Raw genomic sequence first — 22,102 nt, forward strand, 5'->3', positions numbered from 1 at the left:
GCGAGGCATACGAGGCATATTTGCCGCCCGGCGATCAGAGCCGGTATTTTGCGCTAGCGTATTCGGTCCGGCGGGTCAGTCAAGCGGGAAAGTGGCCAAGCCCATACGGGTGGCCCGCCCGAGCGATAGGATCGGTCCTGTCCGACTGATTCTAGTTCCGCAGGGTGAACGCGAAAGGCGCCACGACAGACGTACCGGCCTTCTCGGGCGGTGGCGCCGGCACCGTGGCGCCCTGCAGAACGCTGAGCGCTGCACGATCGAGATCTGCGTCTCCCGAAGATCGCGTCAGTCGGGCGGAGGTCACCTTGCCCGAGGCGCTGACGACGAAGGTCACATTCGCTGTGCCTTCGGCCCGCCTCGGCCTTGCCGCGCTCGGATAACGCTTGTGCCGATTGATCCATCCAATCAACTGCGAGTTCCACTTGGCCGGGCTGACGGATGACCCACTCGACTGCGACGCCTTCGGCGCGGATGCTTTGGCAGCCGCCTTCGCATCGACGCTGGCGGTCACGACCGCTTTCGCCGGCGCGGCCTTTTCCTTCTTTTCTTTCTTCGGGCGCGGCTTGGGCTTTTCGACCGCCTTCTTCGCCTTCTCGACCGGCTTGTCCTTCACCGGCTTGGCCTGCGGCAGCGGAATGACCACGTCCGGCGCCACGGTCGGGACGATGTCGGGCACGACCTCATCGAGCGGCGGCTGGTCGGGTTGTTCGGCCGCCGCTGTCTCGACCGGTGCGGTCTCGTCGGGTTGAACCGCTTCCGTCTCATCGGCAACCGGCTCCGGCTTGTCGGCGTCCGGTTCCACGACGGGTCTTGCGTCGGCGACGGTCTCCTCGACCTGGTTCGTCGGCTCCGGCGTCACCACATCGGCCATCGTGTCCTCAGGCACTGCCGGTGCGACCATCATCGGCGACAGTTCGATCGCCACCGCCGGCGGCGGGCCGCCATCCATCTCGTTGGCCAGGCTGAAATTCTGCACGGCATAGGCGATCGCGACATGCGCGCCGACAATGAGAATAGCCGCAGCCGTCCACAAACCGATCTCGCGCGCGCCTGTACGCGGCGGATCGGCCATGGGAACGGCGGCGGTCAGATGCGTCATGGGACGGCGCCTGGTTGCGGCGCCGCCGGATCCGCCGGCACCTCCAGCCCGACCAGCGCGATCTTCAGGTAGCCGGCGCCGCGCAGCAGATTCATCACCTCCATCAGCTCGCCATAACCGACCGCCTTGTCGGCGCGCAGGAAGATGCGGGTCTGCTTGTCGCCCTTTGTCTTGCCGTCGAGCACGGCGGCAAAAGCCGCGCGCGGCATACTGTCATTGCCGATCGCCAGCGTCAGATCGTCCTTCAGCGTCAGGAACAGCGGCGTTTCCGGCCGCGGTACCGGCGTCGCGGTGGAGCCCGGCAGGTCGACATTGACGTCAACCGTCGCCAGCGGCGCCGCGACCATGAAGATGATCAGCAGCACCAGGATGACGTCGATGAACGGCGTGACGTTGATCTCGTGGTTTTCCTCGAGATCGCCGTCGATGTTTTCGCGGATTCTAGCCGCCATGGCCCGTCACTCCGCCGCCAGCGCGGGCGCTTGCGGCACCGTGCGGAAATCGAGGTCGCGGCTGACCAGCCGTTCGACGCCGGCCGAGGCATCGGCGAGGATCTGCCGGTAGCCGGAAATGGATCGCGCAAAGACGTTGTAGATGACCACCGCCGGAATGGCCGCGACCAGCCCCATCGCGGTGGCGAGCAGCGCCTCGGCGATGCCGGGCGCGACGACGGCGAGGTTGGTGGTCTGCGCCTGCGATATGCCGATAAAGGCATTCATGATGCCCCAGACGGTGCCGAACAGGCCAACAAACGGCGCCGTCGAGCCGATCGTCGCCAGCACGCCGGTGCCGCGCGACATGCGCCGCGCCGCAGCCGCCTCGATGCGCGACAGCCGTGACGTCACGCGTTCCTTCAGCCCGTCGCCGGTCACGTGGTCGAGCGCGCTGGCCGAAAGCGCGGCTTCTTGCTCGGCTGCCTGAACCAGCAGCGCGCCGGGGCCGCCGCTGTTGCCCAGCGCACGACTGGCCTGCCGCAAGGTGGCGGCATTGCCGATGGCGCGCGCGGCGCGCCGGGCGCTGAGCTTGCCGAACAGGATTTCCAGCGACTTGGCCAGCCAGACCGTCCAGGTGACGAGGGAGGCGAAGGCAAGCCCGATCATCACCGCCTTGACGATGATGTCGGCGGCCATGAACATGCCCCAGGGCGACAGGTCGTGCGGCAGGGTCAGCGAAATCGCCGAGGGATCAGGCTGCGCGGTTGCGCCGGGCTGGCTGGCCGGCACTGGCGCAGCCGGCGCGACTTGTCCGGCGGCTGGTAACGTCTGCGCGGCAAGCACAGCCGGTGCCGCCTTTTCCACCACCGCTGGCGGCTCGACTGGCGCCGGCTGGGCGGTTGCTGGTTCCGTCGTAACCCTGGGCTGTGTTGCCGGTTGCGTGCTCGGCTGCTCTTGCGCAGCAGCGCTGCCGGCAGACAGCATGACCGCGGCCAGCGCCGCCAACAAACCATTTCTGGACACGCTTCGCCCTCGCTTCGTCATTGCCCGTAACCGATGGGCGGGCCGGTGACGGGATCGCAAACACCCCCATCTCGACGCCGAAAATACCAGCCACGGATTCTGGCTTTCTCTCAAACGGCACAGCCGCTGGAAACCAATTCAGGCGGCCGCGCCCCCGCTTGACTATAAAACATGAGTTTACTAGTCAACAAACAAGATGGCTTTTTGGCCAACAGTCTTTGGCGCGAAACCGCGCATCGTCTTTGTGTCGGTCCTACCTTGCCGCGTCGCACTGAGGGATGGACGGCGGCGGCGTTGCTGGGCCACGATGCCGGGCAGCAATTGAGGCAAGCAGCCGATGATCAAGGCGACACCGTTCGATTTCCCCTATGACGGCCAGCTGGTGCCGCAATATACCGCGCTGCTGGTCATCGACCTGCAGGAGGACTTTCTCTCGACATCGGGCTATTTCGCCAGGAAAGGGTATGACCCTGCGCCGCTGCGCGCCATCCTGCCGACGGTCAACCGATTGATCGCGGCCGCACGGTCGGCCGGCCTCACCATCATCCACACCAGGCAAGGCTATCGCGGCGACATGGCCGACATGACGCCTTACGAGAAATGGCGCCGCAAGCGGGCGGCCTTGAAGGCACCGACGTGCTGCTGCGCTCCGGCCCTGGTTTCCAGATCGTCGCCGACATCGAGGTCGCGCCCGACGACATCATCGTCGACAAGACCTGCAACGGCGCCTTCACCTATACCGATTTCGAACTGGTGTTGCGCGCACGAGGCATCACGCATCTGATGTTTTCGGGCTGCACGACCGATGTCTGCGTCCACACCACGCTGCGCGAGGCCTGCGACCGCAATTTCCAGTGCCTGACCATCGCCGACGCCTGCGCCAGCGGCGACCAATACGCGCATGAGGCGGCGCTGCACATGGTGACGGTGGAGGACGGCGTTTTCGGCGCGCTGGCGGAGTCTGGGGCCGTGCTGGCGGCGCTGGCGAGTTTGGGTGGCAAGGCAGGCTAGAAGCCTGCCTTGTTGCAGTTACCGCGCTGCGTGAATGTCCGACCCGCCCCGCGACGCAAACGCACCGGGCTGCGGCACCTCGGCCTCACGGCGCGCCAGCGAGTTGCGTAAGAGCGCGATCGTCTCGCGGCCGACGCTGGCGATCTCGCGCGGCCTGTCGACGCCGACGATCATGAACTCGCTGATCCCGAGCGCAGCATAGGGCAGCAGCGACAAAGCGATCTGCGCCGGTGGCCCGGAAAGCTCGACTGCCTTGTGGGCGCCGGTGGAGACGCTGCCTTCGGCACGAATGCGGACTGGAAGCGCAAAACGCAGCTTGCCGGCGCGGCCATGTTCGGCGGCGGCGCTGCGCGCCCGCTCCATCAGCTGGCGGATCTCGTCCAGCGAACCAGCCGCCAGCTCAAAGACGTCGGCATGTCGTCCGGCGACCTTGAGCGCAGTGCCGGACTGACCGCCCATGCGGATAGTGATATCGGCGCCATGCGGCCCCTTGCGCGGCACATAGCCGCCCTTGATGCTGTAGAAGGCGCCTTCATGGTCGAAGGGCCGGTCGTTGGACCACAGCCGCTTCAGCAGCACCAGATATTCATCGATGCGCTGCCAGACCACGGTGTGGCCGACCGGACGGGTCTCGGCATCGTCGTCGTCGAGCGGTTCGCTCAGCATCCGAAGCGACAGCCGGCCGCCGCTCCTGGTGTCGAGCGCCGCCAGTTGCCGCGCCGCGACCGCGGGGGCGATCACGCCGGCCCAATGCGTCAGCACCACTTCCAGCGACGAGGTGCGGTCGAGCGCCTGGGCGGCAATGTCCATATTGGTCAACAGCCCGGCCTGGTCGTCGACGACGATCCTCTGGAAGCCGGAATCCTCGATCAGCGACAGCTTTGTCGCCGTCTCGACGAAATCATAGAAGAAAGGTACGGCCGAACCGGCGTCGGCGGCATGCGTTTTACCGGGAACATGCGTGAACTCGATCGGCATTGCCATCTCCTCCATCACGTTGGATGCATGTCGCCCACATGCATAAAGCAAAGCGGTCCACGCCAAAGCGCAGCCGCATTCGGTTCATCAACTCCGGTTACCTGAAAGCGGTAGGTCGCCACCCTCTCGGCCTGAACGGATCAGGGGATCAGGCCGAGCACGACTGCCCCGGTGAACGCGAACGCGAGGGCAAAGACAAGATAGGCGAAAGCGCCTGCATAGGCCGGGCGAAAAGCCTGGGCATTGGCCAGCCTCTGGCTGCTGCGATCCGTCTCGGCGTTCTGGATATAGGACATATCGACCTCCGTCTCGCTGGTTAATCTATAAAATCAGTAGACTTTGTCGATTGCTATTTTTTGGCAATACGCAGAACAATTTTCTCAATCTCCAGCGTGAATTGGTCTGAGATTGCTGGGAGGCCGCAATTCGCGGCAAGCGACCAGCCCGCTTGGCCGGCCTTCACATCGGGGATAGCATCGCCATTCCCGCGTAAAAGCAGACGATTTCAACCGGGTATGGGGAGCAGAAGATATGGGTTCAAGATTGGCCGGCAAGGTCGCCATCATCTCGGGCGGCGCGACGGGCATGGGCGGAGCGGCGTCGGAATTGTTCGCGGCCGAAGGCGCCAAGGTCGCAATCATCGACCGCAACGGCGATGCGGCTGCCGCCACCGCAGCGACGATACGCGCGCGGGGACATGTGGCCGAGCATTTCGTCGCCGATGTCTCTGATGAAGCGCAAGTCGAGGCGGCGGTGAAGGCGGCGACGGCCAAGCTTGGCCCGGCCACCGTGCTGTTCAACCATGCCGGCACCATCGTGATAAAGCCGTTCCTGGAAACGACGCTGCAGGAGTGGGACTGGCTGCATGCCGTCAATGTCCGCTCGATGTTCCTGATGACCCGCGCCGTGCTGCCCGGCATGATCGCCGCCGGCGGCGGCTCGATCGTCTGCACCTCGTCGATCTCGGCGGTGGCGGCGACACCGATGGAGGTGCTCTACGACACCACAAAAGGCGCTTGCCACATGTTCGCGCGGGCGATTGCGGTCGAGTTCCGCGACCGCAACATCCGTTGCAACGCCGTCTGCCCCGGCTTCATCCGCACCCCGCACGGCCTGCGCGAGGTTGCCGATCTCGGCAAGCTCGGCGTCGATGTTTCAGACGCAGCGCTTGCCGCGCAGCAGGGTCGCATCGGTGAGCCCGAAGAGGTTGCAAAGGCCGCGCTGTATCTGGCCAGCGACGAGTCCAGCTTCGTCAACGGTACGCATCTGTTTGTGGATAATGGTTTTACGGCGATGTGAGACTTTCCAGGTTCTGGTTCCTCGCCCCGGGGACAGCTTGGCGCCCTTCCTCTCCCCCGTCGATCGGGGGAGAGGTGTCGAGCGCAGCTCGACGGAGTGGGGGTCGACTGTTCACCAAATCCGCCTGCCAGAGGTGGCGCACTCGCTTCGTCGTTCCTATTTTTCGGCGGCCGTGGGCTTCATGAGCGCCTTCCCCCACTCCGTCGCCGCTTCGCGGCGCCACCTCTCCCCCCCTCCGGAGGGAGAGGAAGGGCGCCAGTCCTGCCGGCCTACCGCTCTTCCCGTCGAAACGGCTTCAGCAGCGCTGACGGCGCCACCGCGTTGCGCGACATCACGGCCATCGCCACGATCGTGAAGATGAACGGCAGCATCAGGAACGCCTCATAAGGGATATGCCCGAGCCCACTCGCCTGCATGCGCAGTTGCAAGGCATCGACGAAGGCGAACAGCAGTGCCGCACCGGCCGAGCGCCACGGGTCCCAGCGACCGAACACGACCAGCGCGATCGCCACCCAGCCGCGGCCCGATACCACCCCGAAGGTGAAGGCGTTGAACTGCGCCATCGACAGGAAAGCGCCGGCCAGCCCCATCAGCGCACCGCCGAGGATGACGGCCTGGAAGCGCGTGGCAATGACGCTGACCCCGGCCGAGTCGGCCGCGCGCGGGTTTTCCCCGACCATGCGCACAGACAGGCCCCAGGGTGTGCGGTAGAGAACGAAGGCGGCGAGCGGGATGGCGATGATCGCCATGTAGACCAGCGCAAACTGGTTGAACACCGCCGGGCCGAGAACGGGAATGTCGGAGAGGATCGGAATCGGCAGGGTCTGAAAACCCCTGATGCTCGGCGGTACCGATTGCTGGCCGAAGATCAGCCGGTAGAGGAAATAGGCAAGACCCGACGAGAACAAGGTCACGCCGATGCCGCAGACATGCTGGCTGAGGCCCAACGCCACCGTGAACAGCGCATGCAGCGCGCCCATCAGCATGCCGGTCAGCACCGCGGCCAATATGCCAAACCACAGGCTGCCGCTCAGGCTGGCGGCGGTGAAGCCGGTCATCGCTGACAAGAGCATGATGCCTTCGATGCCGAGATTGAGCACACCGGCGCGCTCGGAAAACATTTCGCCGAGCGTCGCGAAAGCCAGCGGCGTGGCGATACGGATGATGGCAGCGAGGAAGCCGACCTGAAAAATCTGTTCGAACACCGCGCTCATGCGGATGCCCCCACGCGGCGGATGCGGTAGGCCGTGAAGAGCAGCGCCACCAGCATGGCAAGCAGCGCCGTGCCCTGAATGACGTCGCTGAGGAAGGCCGGCACGCCGGTGGCGCGCGACATCGCCTCGGCCCCGGTCATCACGGCGGCCAGGAAGATCGCCGCCGGCACGACGCCGAGCGGGTTGAGCCTGGCCAGCATGGCAACGACAATGCCGGAATAGCCATAGCCCGGCGAGATATCGCTCATCACCTGGAAATGCACGCCGCCGACCTCGCCGACGCCGGCGAGCCCGGCCAGCGCGCCCGACAGCAGCGCCGTCGAGATCAGCACGCGCTCGACATGGATGCCGCCATAGCGGGCGGCCTCCGGGCTTTCGCCTGTGACCCGGATGCGGAAGCCGAGCGTGGTGCGCACGATCAGGAACCAGATCAGGGGCGCTGCAATCAGCGCCGCGACGACGCCGAGATGCAGCCTTGTGCCTTCGAGCAGCACGGGAAAATTCGCCGAATCCTCGATCGGCGGCGAGATCGGATAGCCGCTGAAACTATCCTTCCACGGCCCTTCGATCAGCGCCATCAGCGCGTAGTAGATGACCGAATTGAGCAGCAGCGAACTGACGACGTCATCGACCTTGAATTTTACGCGCAACGTCGCTGGCACCAGCGCGACAGCTGCACCGGCGGCCCCACCCGCCAGCGCCATCAACAGGATGGCGAGCGCCCCCGGCATCGGGATGGCGCCGACAAAGCAGCTGGCCACGGCGCCGGCCAGCAATTGGCCTTCCGCGCCGATGTTCCAGAATTTGGCCCGGAACGCGACGGCGACCGCCAGCCCGGTGAAGATCATCGGGGCGGCGCGCACCAGCGTTTCGGTGATGGCATAGCTGTCGCCGAACGAGGCCGACAGCATCACGCCATAGGCTTCGAGCACACCCGCACCAGCCAATGCGATGAGCCCGCTGCACAGAATGAGCGTGGCTGCGATCGCGATGAGCGGCAGCGCCAGGTTGAACCAGGTGGGCGTGGACGTCCGGACCTCGAGACGGAACATCAGCTGTGGCCCTCCGCCCCGGTCATCAGCAGCCCCAGCCGCGCGATCGTCGCCTCGGCGCTGTCGAGCGTCCCGGCAATGCGGCCCTCATACATCACCGCGATGCGATCGCAGAGCACCAGCAGCTCCTCGAGATCCTCCCCGATGACGACGATGCCGCAGCCCTTGGCGCGCATGTCGAGGAATTTTTCGTGGATGAAGCGGGCCGCACCGATGTCGAGGCCGCGAGTCGGCTGGGAGACGATCAGAACCTTCGGGTCGAAGGCAAGCTCGCGCGCCAGCAGCGCCTTTTGCAGATTGCCGCCCGACAGCGCGCCGGCGCGCGTCATTGGCCCGGGACACCTGATATCATAGGCCTTGATCTGCTCTTCGGCGAAGGCGCGGATCGCGTCGGGCTTGAGCAGCCCTTTAGTGCTGAAGGCGGCCGTGCCGATGCGCGGCAGCACCATGGAATCGGCGAGCGGCAGATTGGTTACCAGCCCGGTCGTCATGCGGTCTTCCGGGATGCGGCCAAGGCCGAGCGCCTGTACCTCGCGCGGCGAGAACCGCGTCACCGGTTTGCCGGCTATCGTCATCGCGCCGGCGTCGGGCGCGCGCGTGCCGGAGATCACTTCGGCCAGCGCGCGCTGGCCGTTGCCGGAAACGCCGGCAATGCCGAGGATTTCGCCGGCGCGGACCGACAGCGACACATCGCGCAGCGCCATGCCGGGATGCCGTGAGGTGGAAATGCCGTCGAGCGTCAGCACGGCCGCACCCGGCGTCGACGGACCTCTCGCTGGCGGCACGATCTCGTGACCGCACATCAGCTGCGCCATTTCCGCCGACGTTGTGTTGCCCGGATCGTCGACACGGCCGGCGACGCGGCCATGCCGCAGCACGGTGCAGCGATGGGTAAGCGCCCGCACCTCGTTCAGCTTGTGCGAGATGAAGATGATGCCCAGGCCCTGGGCCGCCATCGAGCGCAACGCCGAAAACAGTCCGTCGACCTCGCTCGGCGCCAGCACCGCCGTCGGTTCGTCGAGGATCAGGAGCCTCGCGCCGCGAAACAGCGCCTTGACGATTTCGAGCCGCTGCTGTTCGCCGACCGACAGCGCCGAGACCGGCAGATCGGGGTCCAGCGTCAGCCCATGCTGTCTGCTGATGTCGGACAACCGGGCAAGCCCGCCGGCGCGATCGATGCGGCCGGATTTGCCTGATATACCTATGAGCAGGTTTTCCAGAACCGTCAGCCGCGGCGCCAGATGAAAATGCTGGTGCACCATGCCGATCCCGGCGGCCAGCGCATCGGCCGAACTGGTGATCCGAACAGGCTCGCCCTGGATGAGTATTTCGCCGGCATCCGGCGCATAGGCACCGAACAGCACATTCATCAGCGTCGTCTTGCCGGCGCCGTTCTCACCCAGCAGCCCGAGGATTTCACCCGGCGCCACGCTGAGGTCGACACCCTCGTTCGCCTTGACGGCGCCGAAGCTCTTGGTGATGCCGCGCATTTCGATGAGAGGGGCGGACAAGTATGCTCCTGCGCTGATACCCCTCCCCCTCGAGGGGGGTGAGGAGCGGTGGCTGAAGGCCACGAAAAGCCAATTGCTTGGCTTTTCGAGCTTCGAACGCCCTGAGCCGGCGAAGGGCCGGGCTGATAATTAGCGAGCCTTGCCGGGTCCCCGCTGCTTTGCAGCGTCCCGGCGTTCGCTAGCCTTTCATCGTGCCACCGGCACGATGAATTCGCCTGCGGCGAACCGGCTGCTCACCCCCTCAAGGGGGAGGGGGAGCCGGCGCTCAATCCGAGACCGGCGTATTCTCATCCACATCCACCCGGAAGTTCCCTTCCAGGATCTCGGCCTTCTTCTTCTCGACCAAATCCTTCACATCCGCCGGCAAGGTCTTGTCGAACTTGTGATAGGGCGCCAGGAAGGATCCACCCTTGGCCATGCGCGAGAAATCGCCATAGTCCTGCGCGGTGAAGACACCGGCCTTGACCAGTTTGATCGCCTGCTCGACCGTCGGGTACATGTCCCAGACCGGGCCGGTGATGACCGTATCGGGGCCGAGGCTCGACTGGTCTGACATGTTGGAAATGGCGTAGATCTTCTTCTCCACCGCCGCCTCGATGACGCCGAAGCGCTCGGCATAGATAACGTCGACGCCGGCGTCGATCTGGGCGACGGCCGCTTCCTTGGCCTTCGGCGGGTCGAAGAAGGAACCGATGAAGGCGACCTTCTTCTTGATGTTCGGGTTGACCTCCTTGGCGCCGGCAAAGAAGGCGTTGACCAGCCGGTTCACCTCCGGAATGCCCATCGCCGCGACGGCGCCGATCGTGCCTGACTTGGACATCTTGCCGGCGATGATGCCGGAGAGATAGGCCGGCTCATGGATCCAGTTGTCGAAGACGCCGAAATTGGGTTCGGCCGGGCCGGCGCCGGAGCCGAACAGCCAGGCGGTCTTCGGGAACTGTTTTGCCGTGCGGCGCGATTCGCGTTCGGCGGCGAAGGCATCGCCCAGCACCAGCTGATAGCCGCCTTGCGCATATTCGCGCATGACGCGGCTGAAATCGGCGGTCTGCACCTTCTCCGACCATTTGTATTCGATACCGAGTTCCTTCTCGGCCTTCTGCAAGGCGACGTGGATCTGGTTGTCCCACGGCTCCTCGATCGGCGTGGCGAAGATCGCCGCCACCTTCAGCTTCTTGTCCTTGGCGAAAGCAGCATTCGGCAGCATGACCGCAGCCAGGCCAAGCGCGCCGAGTTCCAGCACGTCGCGCCGCGACAGGCCGGTCGATTGCAATTTGTTTTTCCGGTTTTCCATCAAGTGCCCCTCTGTTTGACAACCGTGTCGAGCCGGCTGTTCTGAAATCAGACGCGGAACTATGGAACGGGTGCGGACTTTTGTCCACATGGTCAAATTTGGCGCGATTTATCGCGAGGCCTTCTCGCCACCGGCCACAGTGATGACACCGACGATGATCAGCCCGGTCAGCAACAGACGAACGCCGGCGCTGACGCCGAATGTGTTGAGCATGGTCAACAGCAGCACCAGGAACAGCGCCGCGCCCCAGACGCCGGGCACATTGGCCTTGCCGCCGGCAACCGAGGTGCCGCCGATGACGACGACCGCGATGGAGGCCAGCAGATACTCGTTGCCGATGTCGACATTGGCGCCGCGGAAATAGCCGGCAAGCAGCGCGCCGTCGATGCCGCCGAGCGCGCCCGAAAGCGTGTAGGTGAGGAAGCGGGTGCGGCCGACATTGACGCCGGCCAGCCACGCGGCACGGATGTTCTGGCCGATCGCCAGCACCGAGCGACCATAGATCATGCGCTGCAAGGCGATGGCAGCAGCAATGGTGAACAGCACGGTCAGGATCGCCAGCACCGGAATGCCAAGGACTTGCCAGTTGGCGAAGTCGGCAAAGCCCGGCGGCGGCTTGATCTGCAAGCCGCGCCCATAGCTGATATCGATCGACTGGATGATGAAGCTCGCCGACAGCGTCGCGATGATCGGCGGAATCCGCAGCGCCCAGATCAGCAGATAATTCACGGCGCCGATGGCAGCGCCGCAGGCGAGCGCGGCAATCAAGCCCACAACGATCATGGAATCGCTGCCATCCATCACCTTCATGGCGACGGCGCTGGCGAGCCCGATATTGGCCGGCAGCGACAGGTCGACATTGCCAGGCCCAAGCGTGATGACGAACATTTGGCCGACGCCGACGATGACGGTGAAGACGGCCAGCGACAGTGCTGCCGTGACCATGCCACCGCCGCCGTAGCCGCCGGTGAAGGAGATGGTCGCCAGCCAGACCAGCAACGCGCCGAGGAAGGACCAGATCCAGGGTTTGGCGGCAAGCGATTTCACAAATGTCATCGCTACCTCTCCCTGCGGCTGATCAGGACGCGGGCCGCCAGCACGATGATCAGGATGGCGCCATTGGCGGCGACCTGCCAGTCCGGCGGAATGTGCATGAAGGTGAGCAGCGGCGATGCCGCCAGCGCCAGCGTCAGCGCGCCGAGCACGGCGCCAATCGGCGACACCCGGCCGCCGACGAATTCGCCGCCACCAAGAATGACGCCGGCAATTGCCAGCAGCGTGTAGCCATTGCCGATATTGGCGTCGGCCGAAGTGGTGATGCCGATCAGCGCCATGCCGGACAGAACGCCGAACAGGCCGGTCAGCGCAAACAGCACGATCTTGGTTCGGAGCAGCGACCAGCCGGCGCGCCTGAGCGCCGCCGGATTGCCGCCGGAGCCGCGCAGGATGACGCCATAGGAGGTGCGCATCAGGCCGAAATGCACGACCGCTGCAATCACCAGCGCGGCGATGATCGGAAATGGAATGAAGGGCGGCTTGAACGACATAAGCGCCAGCAGCCAGTCCGGCGCCTTGCCGCCCGGCTTGGGCAGAACCAGGATGGCCAGCCCTTGCCACACAAAGCTCATGCCCAGCGTCACCACGATCGACGGCAGGTTGCGCAGATGGATCAGCGCCCCGAGCAGCGCATAAACGCCGATGGCGCCGAGCAGGACAACCACCCCGAGCAGCGGCGCATCCTTCAGCCAGGTCGCGGTTACGCAGCCGACAAAACCGACAAAGGTGCCGATCGACAAATCGAGCTCATTGCCGGCGATGACGAACATCTGCGCGATCGTCGCCAGCGCGATCGGGATCGCCAGGTTGAGCATCAGGCTGAAGCCGAAATAGCTGATGGCGCGCGGGTTGAGCCAGGCGATGGCGATGAGCACCAGCGCCAGCGACAGCGCCGGCAACAGGCTGCGCAGCAGTCGGGCGCGTGCGGCGCTGCTACGTGGCGAAGAACTTGGGGTCGTGCCGGGAGCGATAGCCGTCATCTCAGGCCGCGTCGCCGAATGAGGACTGGATGATCTTTTCCTCCGTCAGTTCGTCGCGCGTCAGATTGGCGACGATGCGGCCATTCTTGAAGACATGGATGTGGTCGCAATTGTCGAGCTCTTCGGTCTCGGTGGTGTACCACAGGAAGGTCCGGCCCTTGGCCGCTTCCTCGCGCACGAGATCGTAGACTTCGAGCTTGGTGCCGATGTCCACGCCGCGCATCGGATCGTCCATCAGCACGATCTCGGCATCCGAGCCCAGTGCGCGGGCAAACAGCGCCTTCTGCTGGTTGCCGCCCGACAGCGAAAAGATGTTGTTGGCCATGTCGGGCGTACGGATACCGATCTTCTGCTTCCAGAATTCGGCAAGCTCGGCCTCCCGCTGCGGCGAGATCAGCAACCCGTTGCGCAGCCGCGCCAGCGAGCGGATGCCGATATTTTCCGCGATCGACCATTGCGGAAAAATGCCGTCCGACTGACGGTCGCCGGCCACCAGCGCCACCGGCGCGGTCACCTCGATGCCGGCCTTGGCGCGGGCCGCGGCGGCAAAGATCGCCAGCAACAGATCCGTCTGGCCATGGCCGGCAAGCCCGGCAAGCCCGATGATTTCGCCGGCGCGGGCAACAAGCGCCCTGCCGTCCTGCTGCCGTTCGGGCCGCGCCCGCACCCTGACAGGGCCGGCCGCTGGTCTGGCGGCGGCGATCTCTGCAGCTATTTTCTCGCGCGCTTCCGCGCCGCCCATGGTCGCCACCAGCCGGTCGCGGTCGAAGGCCTTTGCCGCGTCCGTGGCAACGACCTTGCCGTCACGCATCACCACGATGCGATCGGCATTCTGCAGCACCTCGCCCAAGACATGCGAGATCAGGATGCAGCTGCCGCCGGCGGCGACGAAGCGGCGCACGAAGGCAAGCAATTGGCCCGCCGTATGCGCGTCAAGCGAGGAGGTCGGCTCGTCCAGGATGACCAGGTCGAGCGGATCGCGCGTCACTGTGAAGGCGCGCGCCACCTCGACCATCTGCCGTCGGCCGATCGACAGGTCGCCGGCAATGTCGTCGGCGGAAATGCCGTGGTCCGGAAAGATTTCATCCAGCTTGGCGGCGATCAGCGCGGCAGCCTTGCGTCGCCAGCCGAACCCGGTCAGCGCCGGATGATTGATGCGCGTATTCTCGGCGATGCTGAGGTTCGGGCACAGCGACAATTCCTGGAACACGCAGCGTATGCCGAGTTTTAGCGCGCGCGCCACCGAGTACTCGGTTTCGGCATTGCCGCGCACCGCGATCTCACCGCCATCCGGCTGCAGCGTGCCGGCCACCATATGCATCAGCGTCGACTTGCCGGCGCCGTTATGGCCGACCAGCCCGACGCATTCACCGGTGCCGACATGGAAGTCGACGCCGTTAAGGGCGCGAACGGCGCCGAAATGCTTTTCGGCGCCGTGCAGACGGACGATGTCGGTGTTTGCCTTGAGCATGCTCAACGATACCCGGCTGGCGATGCGTACGGCAATGCGATCATCATTGTTATTTGATATTGGCCTTGATAGCGGCGATAGCCTCTTCCTGCGTGTATTCGTGGGTGGCGACGCCGCCTTCCTTGATCTTCGGCAGCGCGGCCTCGAAATCGTCCTGGGTGAAGGCGAGATAGGGAACCAGGAGGTCGTGCGGGATGTCCTTGCGGCCGTCGAGCACCTGCTGCGCCACCCAGAAGGCGAGCGTCGACACGCCGGGCGCGATCGAGGCCGACCAGGTCTTGTAGCCGTCCTTCTCCTTCTGCTCCTTCCACCACTTCAGCTCATCCTGGCGGTTACCCATGATGATGGTCGGGCGCGGCTTGCCGGCGGCGGCGAAGGCTTGCGCGGCGCCGTAGCCGTCACCGCCCTGGTCGACGATCCCGACGACATCGGGCAGCGACGGCAGGATGGTCGCGACCGCCTTCTGCGCCGTCGTCTGATCCCAGTCGCCGGTGACCGAACCGACGATCTTGAACTCGGGATGGGCAGCAATTCCCTCAAGGATGCCGGCGTGGATGGCATCGTCGATCGACGTGCCGGCCAGGCCGCGGATTTCCAGAAGATTGCCGCCCTTGGGCTGGAACTTGGCCATCTGCTCGACTTCCTGCTTGCCCATATCCTTGAAGTCGACGACGACGCGATAGGCGCAAGGTTCGGTGACGATGCCGTCGAAGGAGACGACGACGATGCCCGCGTCGCAGGCCTGCTTGATGGCGCCGTTGAGCGCATCCGGCGAGGCGGCGTTGATGACGATGGCGTCGTAGCCCTGCAGGATCAGGTTCTGCACCTGCGCTGCCTGGGTCGGCACTTCCTTGTCGGCCGTGGTGAAGATGTCGGCGGCGCCAACGATCTTGTCCTCGACCGCCTTCTTGGTGACGATGCCGTAGCTGTCGAGCATCGCCTGGCGCCACGAATTGCCGGCGTAGTTGTTGGAGAAGGCGATCTTCTTGCCGCTGGTGTCGGCGAGCGCAGTGCCCGAGGCGAGCATTGCCGCGAGCGCGCTCAGGACGAGCAGTTTCTTCATGTCATTATCCTCCCATGGATCGTCGGCCCCGCCGACTGTTGCTGATGGTTTTGGCGTTGGCTGCCTGTTTTTTATCTATTGTCAGACAAATGCAGATACGCCCGCTTGTCAACTGCGATCGGCCCCGCTTTGGCGATCAACTTCAGGTGCGATGATTGAAAAGCCTTCGTATGCTGGTCTAGGGAAGGTCCAGGAGAGCATGCATGGCAGCGACGCCGCCGACCCTAGCCGAAGGCGCGCCCGGAATTCCGGCGCGCTGGACGTCGAGCGCCAAGAGCGGCGTTGGCGCAGCGCTGTCGCCGGCGAGCCGCATGTGGTTCACGCTCAGCCACGGCATCGTAAACGAGGTCTATTATCCCGGCCTCGACAGCGCCTGCACGCGCGACATGGGGCTGCTGGTCACCGGCCCCGGCGGCTGGTTCTCCGAGGAGAAGCGCGACGCCACGCATGTCATCGACCCGTTCGAGGACGGCGTGCCCGCCTACCGGCTGGTCAACACCACGCTCCGCTACCGGATCGAAAAGCGCATCCTGGCCGATCCGGCGCGCCCGGCGCTGCTGCAGGAGACCAGCTTCACGCCGCTAAAGGGCAATGCCGCCGACTACCGCGTCTATGCCCTGCTGGCGCCGCATCTCGTCAATGCCGGCATGGGCAACACCGCCTGGGCCGGCGAGCACAAGGGCAAGCCGATGCTGTTCGCCTCCGGGCGCGGCACCTGCCTGGCGCTGGCCTCGTCGCTGCCCTGGGGCGATCGCTCGGCCGGCTATGTCGGCTTTTCCGACGGCTGGCAGCAGCTCAGCCGCGACGGCCGGCTCGATCCGGCCGACCAAAGAGCCGAGGACGGCAATGTCGCGCTGACCGGCGAGATCGGTTTTTCCTCAGGCAACAACACCGCCCTGTTGGCGCTCGGCTTCGGTTCGACCCCCGACGAAGCCGCCGAAAACGCCACCGCCAGCCTGAAGCGCGGGTTTGAGCCGGCGGCAAAGGCCTATGTCGCGAAATGGCAGAAATGGCAGGCTGGGCTGCTGCCGCTCGACCACCACGATGCATCCGGCCTCAACACCTACCGCGTCAGCACAGCGGTGCTGGCGACGCACCTGTCGCTGGCCAAGCCCGGTGCGGCCGTCGCCAGCCTGTCGATCCCGTGGGGGGCGAGCAAGGGCGATGACGACCTCGGCGGCTATCACCTTGTCTGGCCGCGTGACCTCGTTGAAACCGCGGGCGGCTTCCTCGCCGCCGGCGATCCCGCGCAGGCGTTGCAGATCCTCACCTATCTCCGTTCGATCCAGCAGCCGGACGGCCATTGGCCGCAGAATGTGTGGCTTGACGGCTCGCCCTATTGGCCAGGCATCCAGATGGACGAATGCGCCTTTCCGCTGCTGCTGGCCGATGCTTTGCACCGTGCCGGCCATCTGCCGCGCGCCAAACTCGCCGCTTTCATGCCGATGATCGAGAAGGCGGCGTCCTATGTCGTGCGCAACGGCCCCGTTACCGGGCAGGACCGCTGGGAAGAGGATGCCGGCTACAGCCCGTTCACGCTTGCCGTCGAGATATCGGCGCTGCTTGGCGCCGCCGATCTGTTCGAAGCCTCGGGCATGGCGGAGCCGGCTAACTATTTGCGCGAGGTCGCCGACTGCTGGAACGACCAGATCGAGCGCTGGACCTACGTCAGCGGCACGCCGGAGTGCCAGAAGACCGGCGTCGACGGCTACTATGTCCGCATCGCGCCGGCCGACGATGCTGGCGCTCCATCGCCGAAGGACGGTTTCGTGCCGATCAAGAACCGGCCGCCGGCCGATACCGACAAGCCCGCCGAGGCGATCGTCAGCCCGGACGCGCTGGCGCTGGTCCGCTTTGGCCTCAGAGCCGCGGATGATCCGCGCATCGTCGACACGGTCACGATCATCGACGCGCAATTGCGCTGCGACCTGCCGCAAGGACCTCTCTGGTATCGCTACACCAGCGACGGCTATGGCGAACACGCCGACGGCGCGCCCTTCGATGGCACCGGCGAGGGCCGCCCCTGGCCGCTGCTCGCCGGCGAACGCGCCCACTACGAATTGGCCGCCGGAAACAAGGACAAAGCGGCAAGCCTGCTGAGGACATTCGAGGCGTCCGCCGGGCAAGGCGGCCTGCTGCCGGAACAGGTCTGGGACGGCGCCGATTTGCCGGAACGCGAATTGTGGCTGGGCAAGCCGTCGGGCAGCGCCATGCCGCTGGTTTGGGCGCATTCCGAACACATCAAGCTGTTGCGTTCGCTGCGCGACGGCGCCGTCTTCGACATGCCGCCGCAAGGCGTCAAGCGCTACATCGAGGGCAAGACCGGCTCGCCGCTGAGGATATGGCGCTTCAACAACAAGCTGCGCACCATGGATGCCGGCAAGACGTTGCGTGTGGAATTGCTGCAGCCGGCGGTGATCCGCTGGAGCAGCGACCATTGGCAGACCATCCACGAAATCGACACAGCCGAAAACGCTCTGGGCGTTCATCTGGCTGACTTGCCCGTGGCCGATATTCCGCCAGGTAACACGATCATCTTCACTTTTTTCTGGCCCGACGGCGACCGTTGGGAGAATGTCGACTTCACCGTCGGCATTGAAGAACCAGGAGCATGATCCCGAAAAGTGGGGACCGGTTTTCGGAAAAGATCATGCTCAAACAAAAGAGCCAGTAATTTTCTTTCCTCCAGCGACTAGGACAACACCATGCAGATCGGAATGATGGGACTGGGCAGGATGGGCGCCAACATGGTGCGCCGCCTGATGCGCGACGGCCATGAATGCGTCGTCTACGACATCAACCCGGCAAGCGTTGCCGGCCTGGTCGCCGACGGCGCCATCGGCGCCGCCTCAATGGAGGAGTTCGTCGGCAAGCTGTCGAAGCCGCGCAGCGCCTGGCTGATGCTGCCGGCGGCGATCACCGGCAAGATCGCCGACCAGGTGGCGGCACTGATGGAACCCGGCGACATCATCATCGACGGCGGCAACTCCTACTACCACGACGCGGTCGACCAAGCGGCCGAGCTCGCGGCCAAGGGCCTGCACTATGTCGATGTCGGCACCAGCGGCGGCGTCTGGGGCCTGGAGCGCGGCTACTGCCTGATGATCGGTGGCCCCGACGTTGCGGTCAAACATCTGGATCCGATCTTCGCCACGCTGGCGCCCGGCGCCGATGCCGGCGCCACGCCGGACAAGGCTGCGGGGACCGCGCCGTTCGGCTATCTGCACTGCGGACCGAGCGGCGCCGGCCACTTCGTCAAGATGATCCACAACGGCATCGAATACGGCGTCATGGCCGCCTACGCCGAAGGCATGAACATCCTGAAATCGGCCAATGCCGGCAAAAGGCAGCGCACGGCAGACGCCGAAACCAGCCCGCTGGAAAACCCGCAATACTACCAGTTCGATATCGACCTGCCGCAGGTCGCCGAAGTCTGGCGCCATGGCAGCGTCATCGGCTCCTGGCTGCTCGACCTCACCGCGGGTGCGCTGAAGAGCGACCCGGGGCTGGCCCAGTTCGGCGGCCGCGTCTCGGATTCCGGCGAGGGACGCTGGACATTGAAGGCCGCGATCGACACCGGCGTGCCGGCGCCGGTGCTGTCCTCGGCGCTGTTCGACCGCTTCTCCTCGCAAGGCGAATCCGAATTCTCCGACAAGCTTTTGTCGGCCATGCGCTATGCCTTCGGCGGCCATGTCGAAAAGCCGAAGGCTGGCAAGTGAAGCCGACAGGGGAGACGAACGCATGAGCCAGGAACGGTCCGACACGCTGGTGCTCTTCGGAGCAACCGGCGACCTCGCCCACAAGAAGATTTTTCCGTCGCTTTACCAGATGGTCGCCAAGGGGACGCTGACCGAGCCGGTGATCGGCGTTGCCTTCGACGCCTGGGACATCAAGCAGTTGCAAGCACGCGCCCGCGACGGCATCGTCAACGTCGTCGGCAAGATCGACGAAAAGATCTTCGCCAAATTTGCCAATATGCTGCGCTATGTCAGCGGCGACTATCGCGACCCGGCGACGTTCGAGAAGCTGAAGACCGCGCTCGGCTCGGCGCAGCGGCCGCTGCACTACATGGCGGTGCCGCCGACCATGTTCGAGACCGTGGTCCAGGGCCTGGAGCAGTCGGGCACCGCGCATGGCGCGCGGCTGATGGTGGAAAAGCCGTTCGGTCACGATCTGCAATCGGCGCGCTGGCTGAACCGGGTGCTGCATCTGGTGTTCGACGAGCAGTCTATCTTCCGCATCGACCATTATCTCGGCAAGGAGGCGATCCAGAACCTGCTCTATTTCCGCTTCGCCAATTCCTTCCTCGAGCCGATCTGGAACCGCAACTTCGTCGAAAGCGTGCAGATCACCATGGCCGAGGATTTCGGCATCGATGGCCGCGGCAAATTCTACGACGATGTCGGCGCGATCCGCGACGTGATCGAGAACCATCTGCTCAACATCCTTTTGCTGCTGGCCATGGAGCCGCCGGTCGGCCGCTCCGCCGACGACCTGATCGACGAGAAGGTGCAGGTGCTGCGCGCCATCCGCACACTGACCAAGGATGATGTCGTGCGCGGCCAGTTCACCGGCTATCTCGCCGAGCCCGGCGTGAAGCCGAACTCGCCGGTCGAGACCTTTGCCGCGGTGCGCTTCATGGTCGACACATGGCGCTGGCAGGACGTTCCGTTCTTCATCCGCACCGGCAAGAACATGCCGGTGCATGTGACCGAGGTGATCGTGCGGCTGAAGCGGCCGCCGCTCGACGTCTTTGATCCGATCAAGCCGGGCGATGCCAATTACGTCCGCTTCCGCATCGACCCGCAGGTGGCGATCTCGATCGGCGCGCAGCGCAAGGCAGCTGGCGACGACATGGTCGGCGAGCAGGTCGAGCTCACCGCGCTCGACGACTCGAAAGGCAACATGCCGCCCTATGAGCGGCTGATCGGCGACGCCATGAACGGCAATGGCCAGCTGTTCACCCGCCAGGACGCCAGCGAGCTCGCCTGGCGCATCGTCGGCCCTGTCCTGGGCGACACCACGCCGCCGCACATCTATGAGCCGAAGACCTGGGGGCCGGCCGACGCCATGGCCAGCTTCGGCCCGCCCAACGGCTGGATCAATCCGACCAAGTGAGCGGAGGAAACGACATGGCCAAGGCCGCCAAGCCCGCGACAGCCGGGGCCGAACCGATCGTGCTGACGATCGATGTCGGCGGCTCGCATGTAAAGATCCTCACCAGCGCCGGCGGCGAGCCGCGCCGCGCCGATTCCGGACCGGACCTGACACCGCAACAGATGGTCGCCACGGTGAAGACGCTGGCCGAGGGGCTGGCCTATGATGTGATCTCGATGGGTTATCCCGGCCCTGTCAGGAACAACAAACCGTCGCTCGATCCTGCCAATCTCGGCAAGGGCTGGGACGGCTATGACTTCGCAGCCGCCTTCGGCAAGCCGGTCAAGGTCGTCAACGATGCGCTGCTGCAGGCGATCGGCAGCTACGATCGCGGACGCATGCTGTTTCTCGGCCTCGGCACCGGGCTCGGCGCGGCGATGATCCTCGACAATGTCGGCCAGCCGATGGAACTGGCGCATCTGCCCTACCGCAAGGGCCGCAGTTTCGAGGACTATCTCGGCGAGCGCGGCCTGGAGAAATACGGCAAGAAGAAATGGCGCAAATACGTCTTCGACGTCGTCGAGCGGCTGCGTGCGGCCCTGCAGCCGGACTACATCGTCATCGGCGGCGGCAATGTCGACAGACTGGATGAATTGCCCGCCAAATCCAGGCGCGGCGACAATACGCGCGCTTTCGAGGGCGGCTTTCGACTATGGCGCGACAGGGCGCTGATCGTCTGATAGTATTAAGATTCAGTATAGTTGTTCAAAATGACGTGTGATGCGACACGAAGTCATTGCGTTACGCAGATTTGGCGATTAGAGCGGTTGCACCGGATGGAATCATCTGGCGCAACCGTACAAATGCGGCAAGACAAATGACTAGAGCGGATTTCCGGCTCCGCTGGGACAGCTCTGGAAGTTTCCGCCACCCCCCTAGCGACGGAGAGATAAATTGGCCGACGACAGCAACGACTCTGGCAAGGACATTGACCTGCTCGAACTAACCGCCCACATCGTGTCCGCTTACGTCGAGAAGAACCGCTTGCCCGTTGCCGGCCTGAGCGATCTCATCGCCAGCGTTGCGGCGTCGATCGGCGGGCTCAGCCAGCCGCCGGCTCCGGTGGCGCCGCCGCAGATCCCGGCCGTCAATCCCAAGCGGTCGGTGACGGCGGACTACATCATCTGCCTCGAAGATGGCAAGAAATTCAAATCGCTGAAGCGCCATCTCGGCGTCCATTTCAACCTGACGCCGGAAGCCTACCGCACCAAATGGGGCCTGCCGGCCGATTATCCTATGGTTGCCCCCAACTATGCGGCGTCGCGCTCCGAACTGGCCAAGTCGATCGGCCTCGGCCGCAAGGCAGCCGTGGCCGCACCGGCCAAGGCCAAGGGCCGCAAGGCCAAGGTCCCGGCCTGATCCTCAGCGGCTCGGCGCTGAACCAACAGTTTGGATGACTGGAACAGAAGCCTGCCGGCGAATTTGCCTTGGCGGGCTTCATGCTTTTGTGGCTTGGATATCAG

Annotated in this window: 19 protein-coding genes and 1 pseudogene; 7 read left to right on the forward strand and 13 right to left on the reverse strand. The window is 64.8% G+C overall.

Translation table 11 applies throughout. The features are described 5' to 3' along the window. Positions 1–151: 151 nt before the first annotated feature. From AC04SH_RS04320 to exbB, 3 genes are read right to left on the reverse strand one after another with little or no spacing between them, the layout of a single operon-like run. Positions 152–1,099, reverse strand: a complete 948-nt coding sequence (locus AC04SH_RS04320; protein ID WP_488574062.1) for an energy transducer TonB family protein — start codon at positions 1,097–1,099, stop codon at positions 152–154. Next, complete coding sequence (gene exbD, locus AC04SH_RS04325) at positions 1,096–1,551, reverse strand: TonB system transport protein ExbD (protein ID WP_488574063.1); 456 nt, start codon at positions 1,549–1,551, stop codon at positions 1,096–1,098. Before exbD ends, AC04SH_RS04320 begins: the two co-directional genes overlap by 4 nt. Before the next feature lie 6 nt (positions 1,552–1,557). Then, the gene (exbB, locus tag AC04SH_RS04330) at positions 1,558–2,556 is read right to left on the reverse strand and encodes a tonB-system energizer ExbB (RefSeq protein WP_488574064.1); all 999 of its coding nucleotides are present in this window, start codon (positions 2,554–2,556) and stop codon (positions 1,558–1,560) included. Between the two features lie 337 nt (positions 2,557–2,893). Between exbB and AC04SH_RS04335 the strand changes: the two are divergent. Then, positions 2,894–3,567 (forward strand): annotated as a pseudogene (locus AC04SH_RS04335) (cysteine hydrolase family protein). Positions 3,568–3,585: 18 nt separating this feature from the next. Here AC04SH_RS04335 and AC04SH_RS04340 read toward each other — a convergent pair. After that, a complete protein-coding gene (locus tag AC04SH_RS04340; RefSeq protein WP_488574065.1) occupies positions 3,586–4,545 on the reverse strand; it encodes an LLM class flavin-dependent oxidoreductase in 960 nt (319 codons plus the stop codon). A gap of 140 nt (positions 4,546–4,685) precedes the next feature. Continuing rightward, complete coding sequence (locus AC04SH_RS04345) at positions 4,686–4,841, reverse strand: hypothetical protein (protein ID WP_112561314.1); 156 nt, start codon at positions 4,839–4,841, stop codon at positions 4,686–4,688. A gap of 235 nt (positions 4,842–5,076) precedes the next feature. On the opposite strand from AC04SH_RS04345, the gene AC04SH_RS04350 reads away from it, so the two are divergent. Then, positions 5,077–5,844: an SDR family NAD(P)-dependent oxidoreductase gene (locus AC04SH_RS04350; protein ID WP_477235401.1), complete on the forward strand. Its 768-nt coding sequence runs from the start codon at positions 5,077–5,079 to the stop codon at positions 5,842–5,844. 269 nt (positions 5,845–6,113) lie between these two features. Here AC04SH_RS04350 and AC04SH_RS04355 read toward each other — a convergent pair whose 3' ends face one another. The 8 genes from AC04SH_RS04355 to AC04SH_RS04390 form a co-directional block, all read right to left on the reverse strand. Next, positions 6,114–7,058 (reverse strand): ABC transporter permease, encoded by a 945-nt coding sequence (locus tag AC04SH_RS04355; RefSeq protein WP_477235403.1) that lies wholly within the window; start codon positions 7,056–7,058, stop codon positions 6,114–6,116. After that, positions 7,055–8,110: an ABC transporter permease gene (locus AC04SH_RS04360; RefSeq protein ID WP_488574066.1), complete on the reverse strand. Its 1,056-nt coding sequence runs from the start codon at positions 8,108–8,110 to the stop codon at positions 7,055–7,057. Before AC04SH_RS04360 ends, AC04SH_RS04355 begins: the two co-directional genes overlap by 4 nt. Next, the gene (locus tag AC04SH_RS04365) at positions 8,110–9,621 is read right to left on the reverse strand and encodes an ABC transporter ATP-binding protein (RefSeq protein ID WP_488574067.1); all 1,512 of its coding nucleotides are present in this window, start codon (positions 9,619–9,621) and stop codon (positions 8,110–8,112) included. The genes AC04SH_RS04360 and AC04SH_RS04365 overlap by 1 nt, the downstream gene beginning before the upstream one ends. 265 nt (positions 9,622–9,886) lie before the next feature. Next, positions 9,887–10,912, reverse strand: coding sequence for a BMP family protein (locus AC04SH_RS04370; protein ID WP_488574068.1), 1,026 nt, complete (start codon positions 10,910–10,912; stop codon positions 9,887–9,889). A 108-nt stretch (positions 10,913–11,020) separates the two neighbouring features. Continuing rightward, complete coding sequence (locus AC04SH_RS04375) at positions 11,021–11,968, reverse strand: ABC transporter permease (RefSeq protein ID WP_488574069.1); 948 nt, start codon at positions 11,966–11,968, stop codon at positions 11,021–11,023. A gap of 2 nt (positions 11,969–11,970) precedes the next feature. After that, positions 11,971–12,948, reverse strand: coding sequence for an ABC transporter permease (locus tag AC04SH_RS04380; RefSeq protein WP_488574070.1), 978 nt, complete (start codon positions 12,946–12,948; stop codon positions 11,971–11,973). A 1-nt stretch (position 12,949) separates the two neighbouring features. Further along, positions 12,950–14,419, reverse strand: coding sequence for an ATP-binding cassette domain-containing protein (locus AC04SH_RS04385; protein ID WP_488574071.1), 1,470 nt, complete (start codon positions 14,417–14,419; stop codon positions 12,950–12,952). Between the two features lie 49 nt (positions 14,420–14,468). Next, on the reverse strand, positions 14,469–15,482 hold the full coding sequence (locus AC04SH_RS04390; protein WP_488574072.1) for a substrate-binding domain-containing protein: 1,014 nt from the start codon (positions 15,480–15,482) through the stop codon (positions 14,469–14,471). 203 nt (positions 15,483–15,685) lie between these two features. On the opposite strand from AC04SH_RS04390, the gene AC04SH_RS04395 reads away from it, so the two are divergent. The 5 genes from AC04SH_RS04395 (at position 15,686) to AC04SH_RS04415 (ending at position 21,998) form a co-directional block, all read left to right on the forward strand. Further along, entirely contained in the window at positions 15,686–18,097 is a 2,412-nt protein-coding gene (locus tag AC04SH_RS04395; RefSeq protein ID WP_488574073.1) for a glucan 1,4-alpha-glucosidase, read from the forward strand. 90 nt (positions 18,098–18,187) lie between these two features. After that, positions 18,188–19,201, forward strand: coding sequence for a phosphogluconate dehydrogenase (NAD(+)-dependent, decarboxylating) (gnd, locus tag AC04SH_RS04400; RefSeq protein ID WP_477235420.1), 1,014 nt, complete (start codon positions 18,188–18,190; stop codon positions 19,199–19,201). A 22-nt stretch (positions 19,202–19,223) separates the two neighbouring features. Then, complete coding sequence (gene zwf, locus AC04SH_RS04405) at positions 19,224–20,600, forward strand: glucose-6-phosphate dehydrogenase (protein WP_488574074.1); 1,377 nt, start codon at positions 19,224–19,226, stop codon at positions 20,598–20,600. A 14-nt stretch (positions 20,601–20,614) separates the two neighbouring features. Then, positions 20,615–21,319: an ROK family protein gene (locus tag AC04SH_RS04410; RefSeq protein WP_488574075.1), complete on the forward strand. Its 705-nt coding sequence runs from the start codon at positions 20,615–20,617 to the stop codon at positions 21,317–21,319. 214 nt (positions 21,320–21,533) lie between these two features. Beyond that, the gene (locus AC04SH_RS04415) at positions 21,534–21,998 is read left to right on the forward strand and encodes a Ros/MucR family transcriptional regulator (RefSeq protein WP_477235426.1); all 465 of its coding nucleotides are present in this window, start codon (positions 21,534–21,536) and stop codon (positions 21,996–21,998) included. The last annotated feature ends 104 nt before the right edge of the window (positions 21,999–22,102 follow it).

The sequence above is a fragment of the Mesorhizobium sp. CNPSo 4688 genome (genome assembly GCF_057784295.1).

Bases quoted from the DNA above. Each gene is read 5' to 3' on its own strand.
- AC04SH_RS04320 (WP_488574062.1), bottom strand. From the start codon at position 1,099: ATGACGCATCTGACCGCCGCCGTTCCCATGGCCGATCCGCCGCGTACA.
- exbD (WP_488574063.1), bottom strand. From the start codon at position 1,551: ATGGCGGCTAGAATCCGCGAAAACATCGACGGCGATCTCGAGGAAAAC.
- AC04SH_RS04340 (WP_488574065.1), bottom strand. From the start codon at position 4,545: ATGCCGATCGAGTTCACGCATGTTCCCGGTAAAACGCATGCCGCCGAC.
- AC04SH_RS04345 (WP_112561314.1), bottom strand. From the start codon at position 4,841: ATGTCCTATATCCAGAACGCCGAGACGGATCGCAGCAGCCAGAGGCTG.
- AC04SH_RS04350 (WP_477235401.1), top strand. From the start codon at position 5,077: ATGGGTTCAAGATTGGCCGGCAAGGTCGCCATCATCTCGGGCGGCGCG.
- AC04SH_RS04355 (WP_477235403.1), bottom strand. From the start codon at position 7,058: ATGAGCGCGGTGTTCGAACAGATTTTTCAGGTCGGCTTCCTCGCTGCC.
- AC04SH_RS04360 (WP_488574066.1), bottom strand. From the start codon at position 8,110: ATGTTCCGTCTCGAGGTCCGGACGTCCACGCCCACCTGGTTCAACCTG.
- AC04SH_RS04370 (WP_488574068.1), bottom strand. From the start codon at position 10,912: ATGGAAAACCGGAAAAACAAATTGCAATCGACCGGCCTGTCGCGGCGC.
- AC04SH_RS04375 (WP_488574069.1), bottom strand. From the start codon at position 11,968: ATGACATTTGTGAAATCGCTTGCCGCCAAACCCTGGATCTGGTCCTTC.
- AC04SH_RS04380 (WP_488574070.1), bottom strand. From the start codon at position 12,948: ATGACGGCTATCGCTCCCGGCACGACCCCAAGTTCTTCGCCACGTAGC.
- AC04SH_RS04385 (WP_488574071.1), bottom strand. From the start codon at position 14,419: ATGCTCAAGGCAAACACCGACATCGTCCGTCTGCACGGCGCCGAAAAG.
- AC04SH_RS04390 (WP_488574072.1), bottom strand. From the start codon at position 15,482: ATGAAGAAACTGCTCGTCCTGAGCGCGCTCGCGGCAATGCTCGCCTCG.
- AC04SH_RS04395 (WP_488574073.1), top strand. From the start codon at position 15,686: ATGGCAGCGACGCCGCCGACCCTAGCCGAAGGCGCGCCCGGAATTCCG.
- gnd (WP_477235420.1), top strand. From the start codon at position 18,188: ATGCAGATCGGAATGATGGGACTGGGCAGGATGGGCGCCAACATGGTG.
- zwf (WP_488574074.1), top strand. From the start codon at position 19,224: ATGAGCCAGGAACGGTCCGACACGCTGGTGCTCTTCGGAGCAACCGGC.
- AC04SH_RS04410 (WP_488574075.1), top strand. From the start codon at position 20,615: ATGGCCAAGGCCGCCAAGCCCGCGACAGCCGGGGCCGAACCGATCGTG.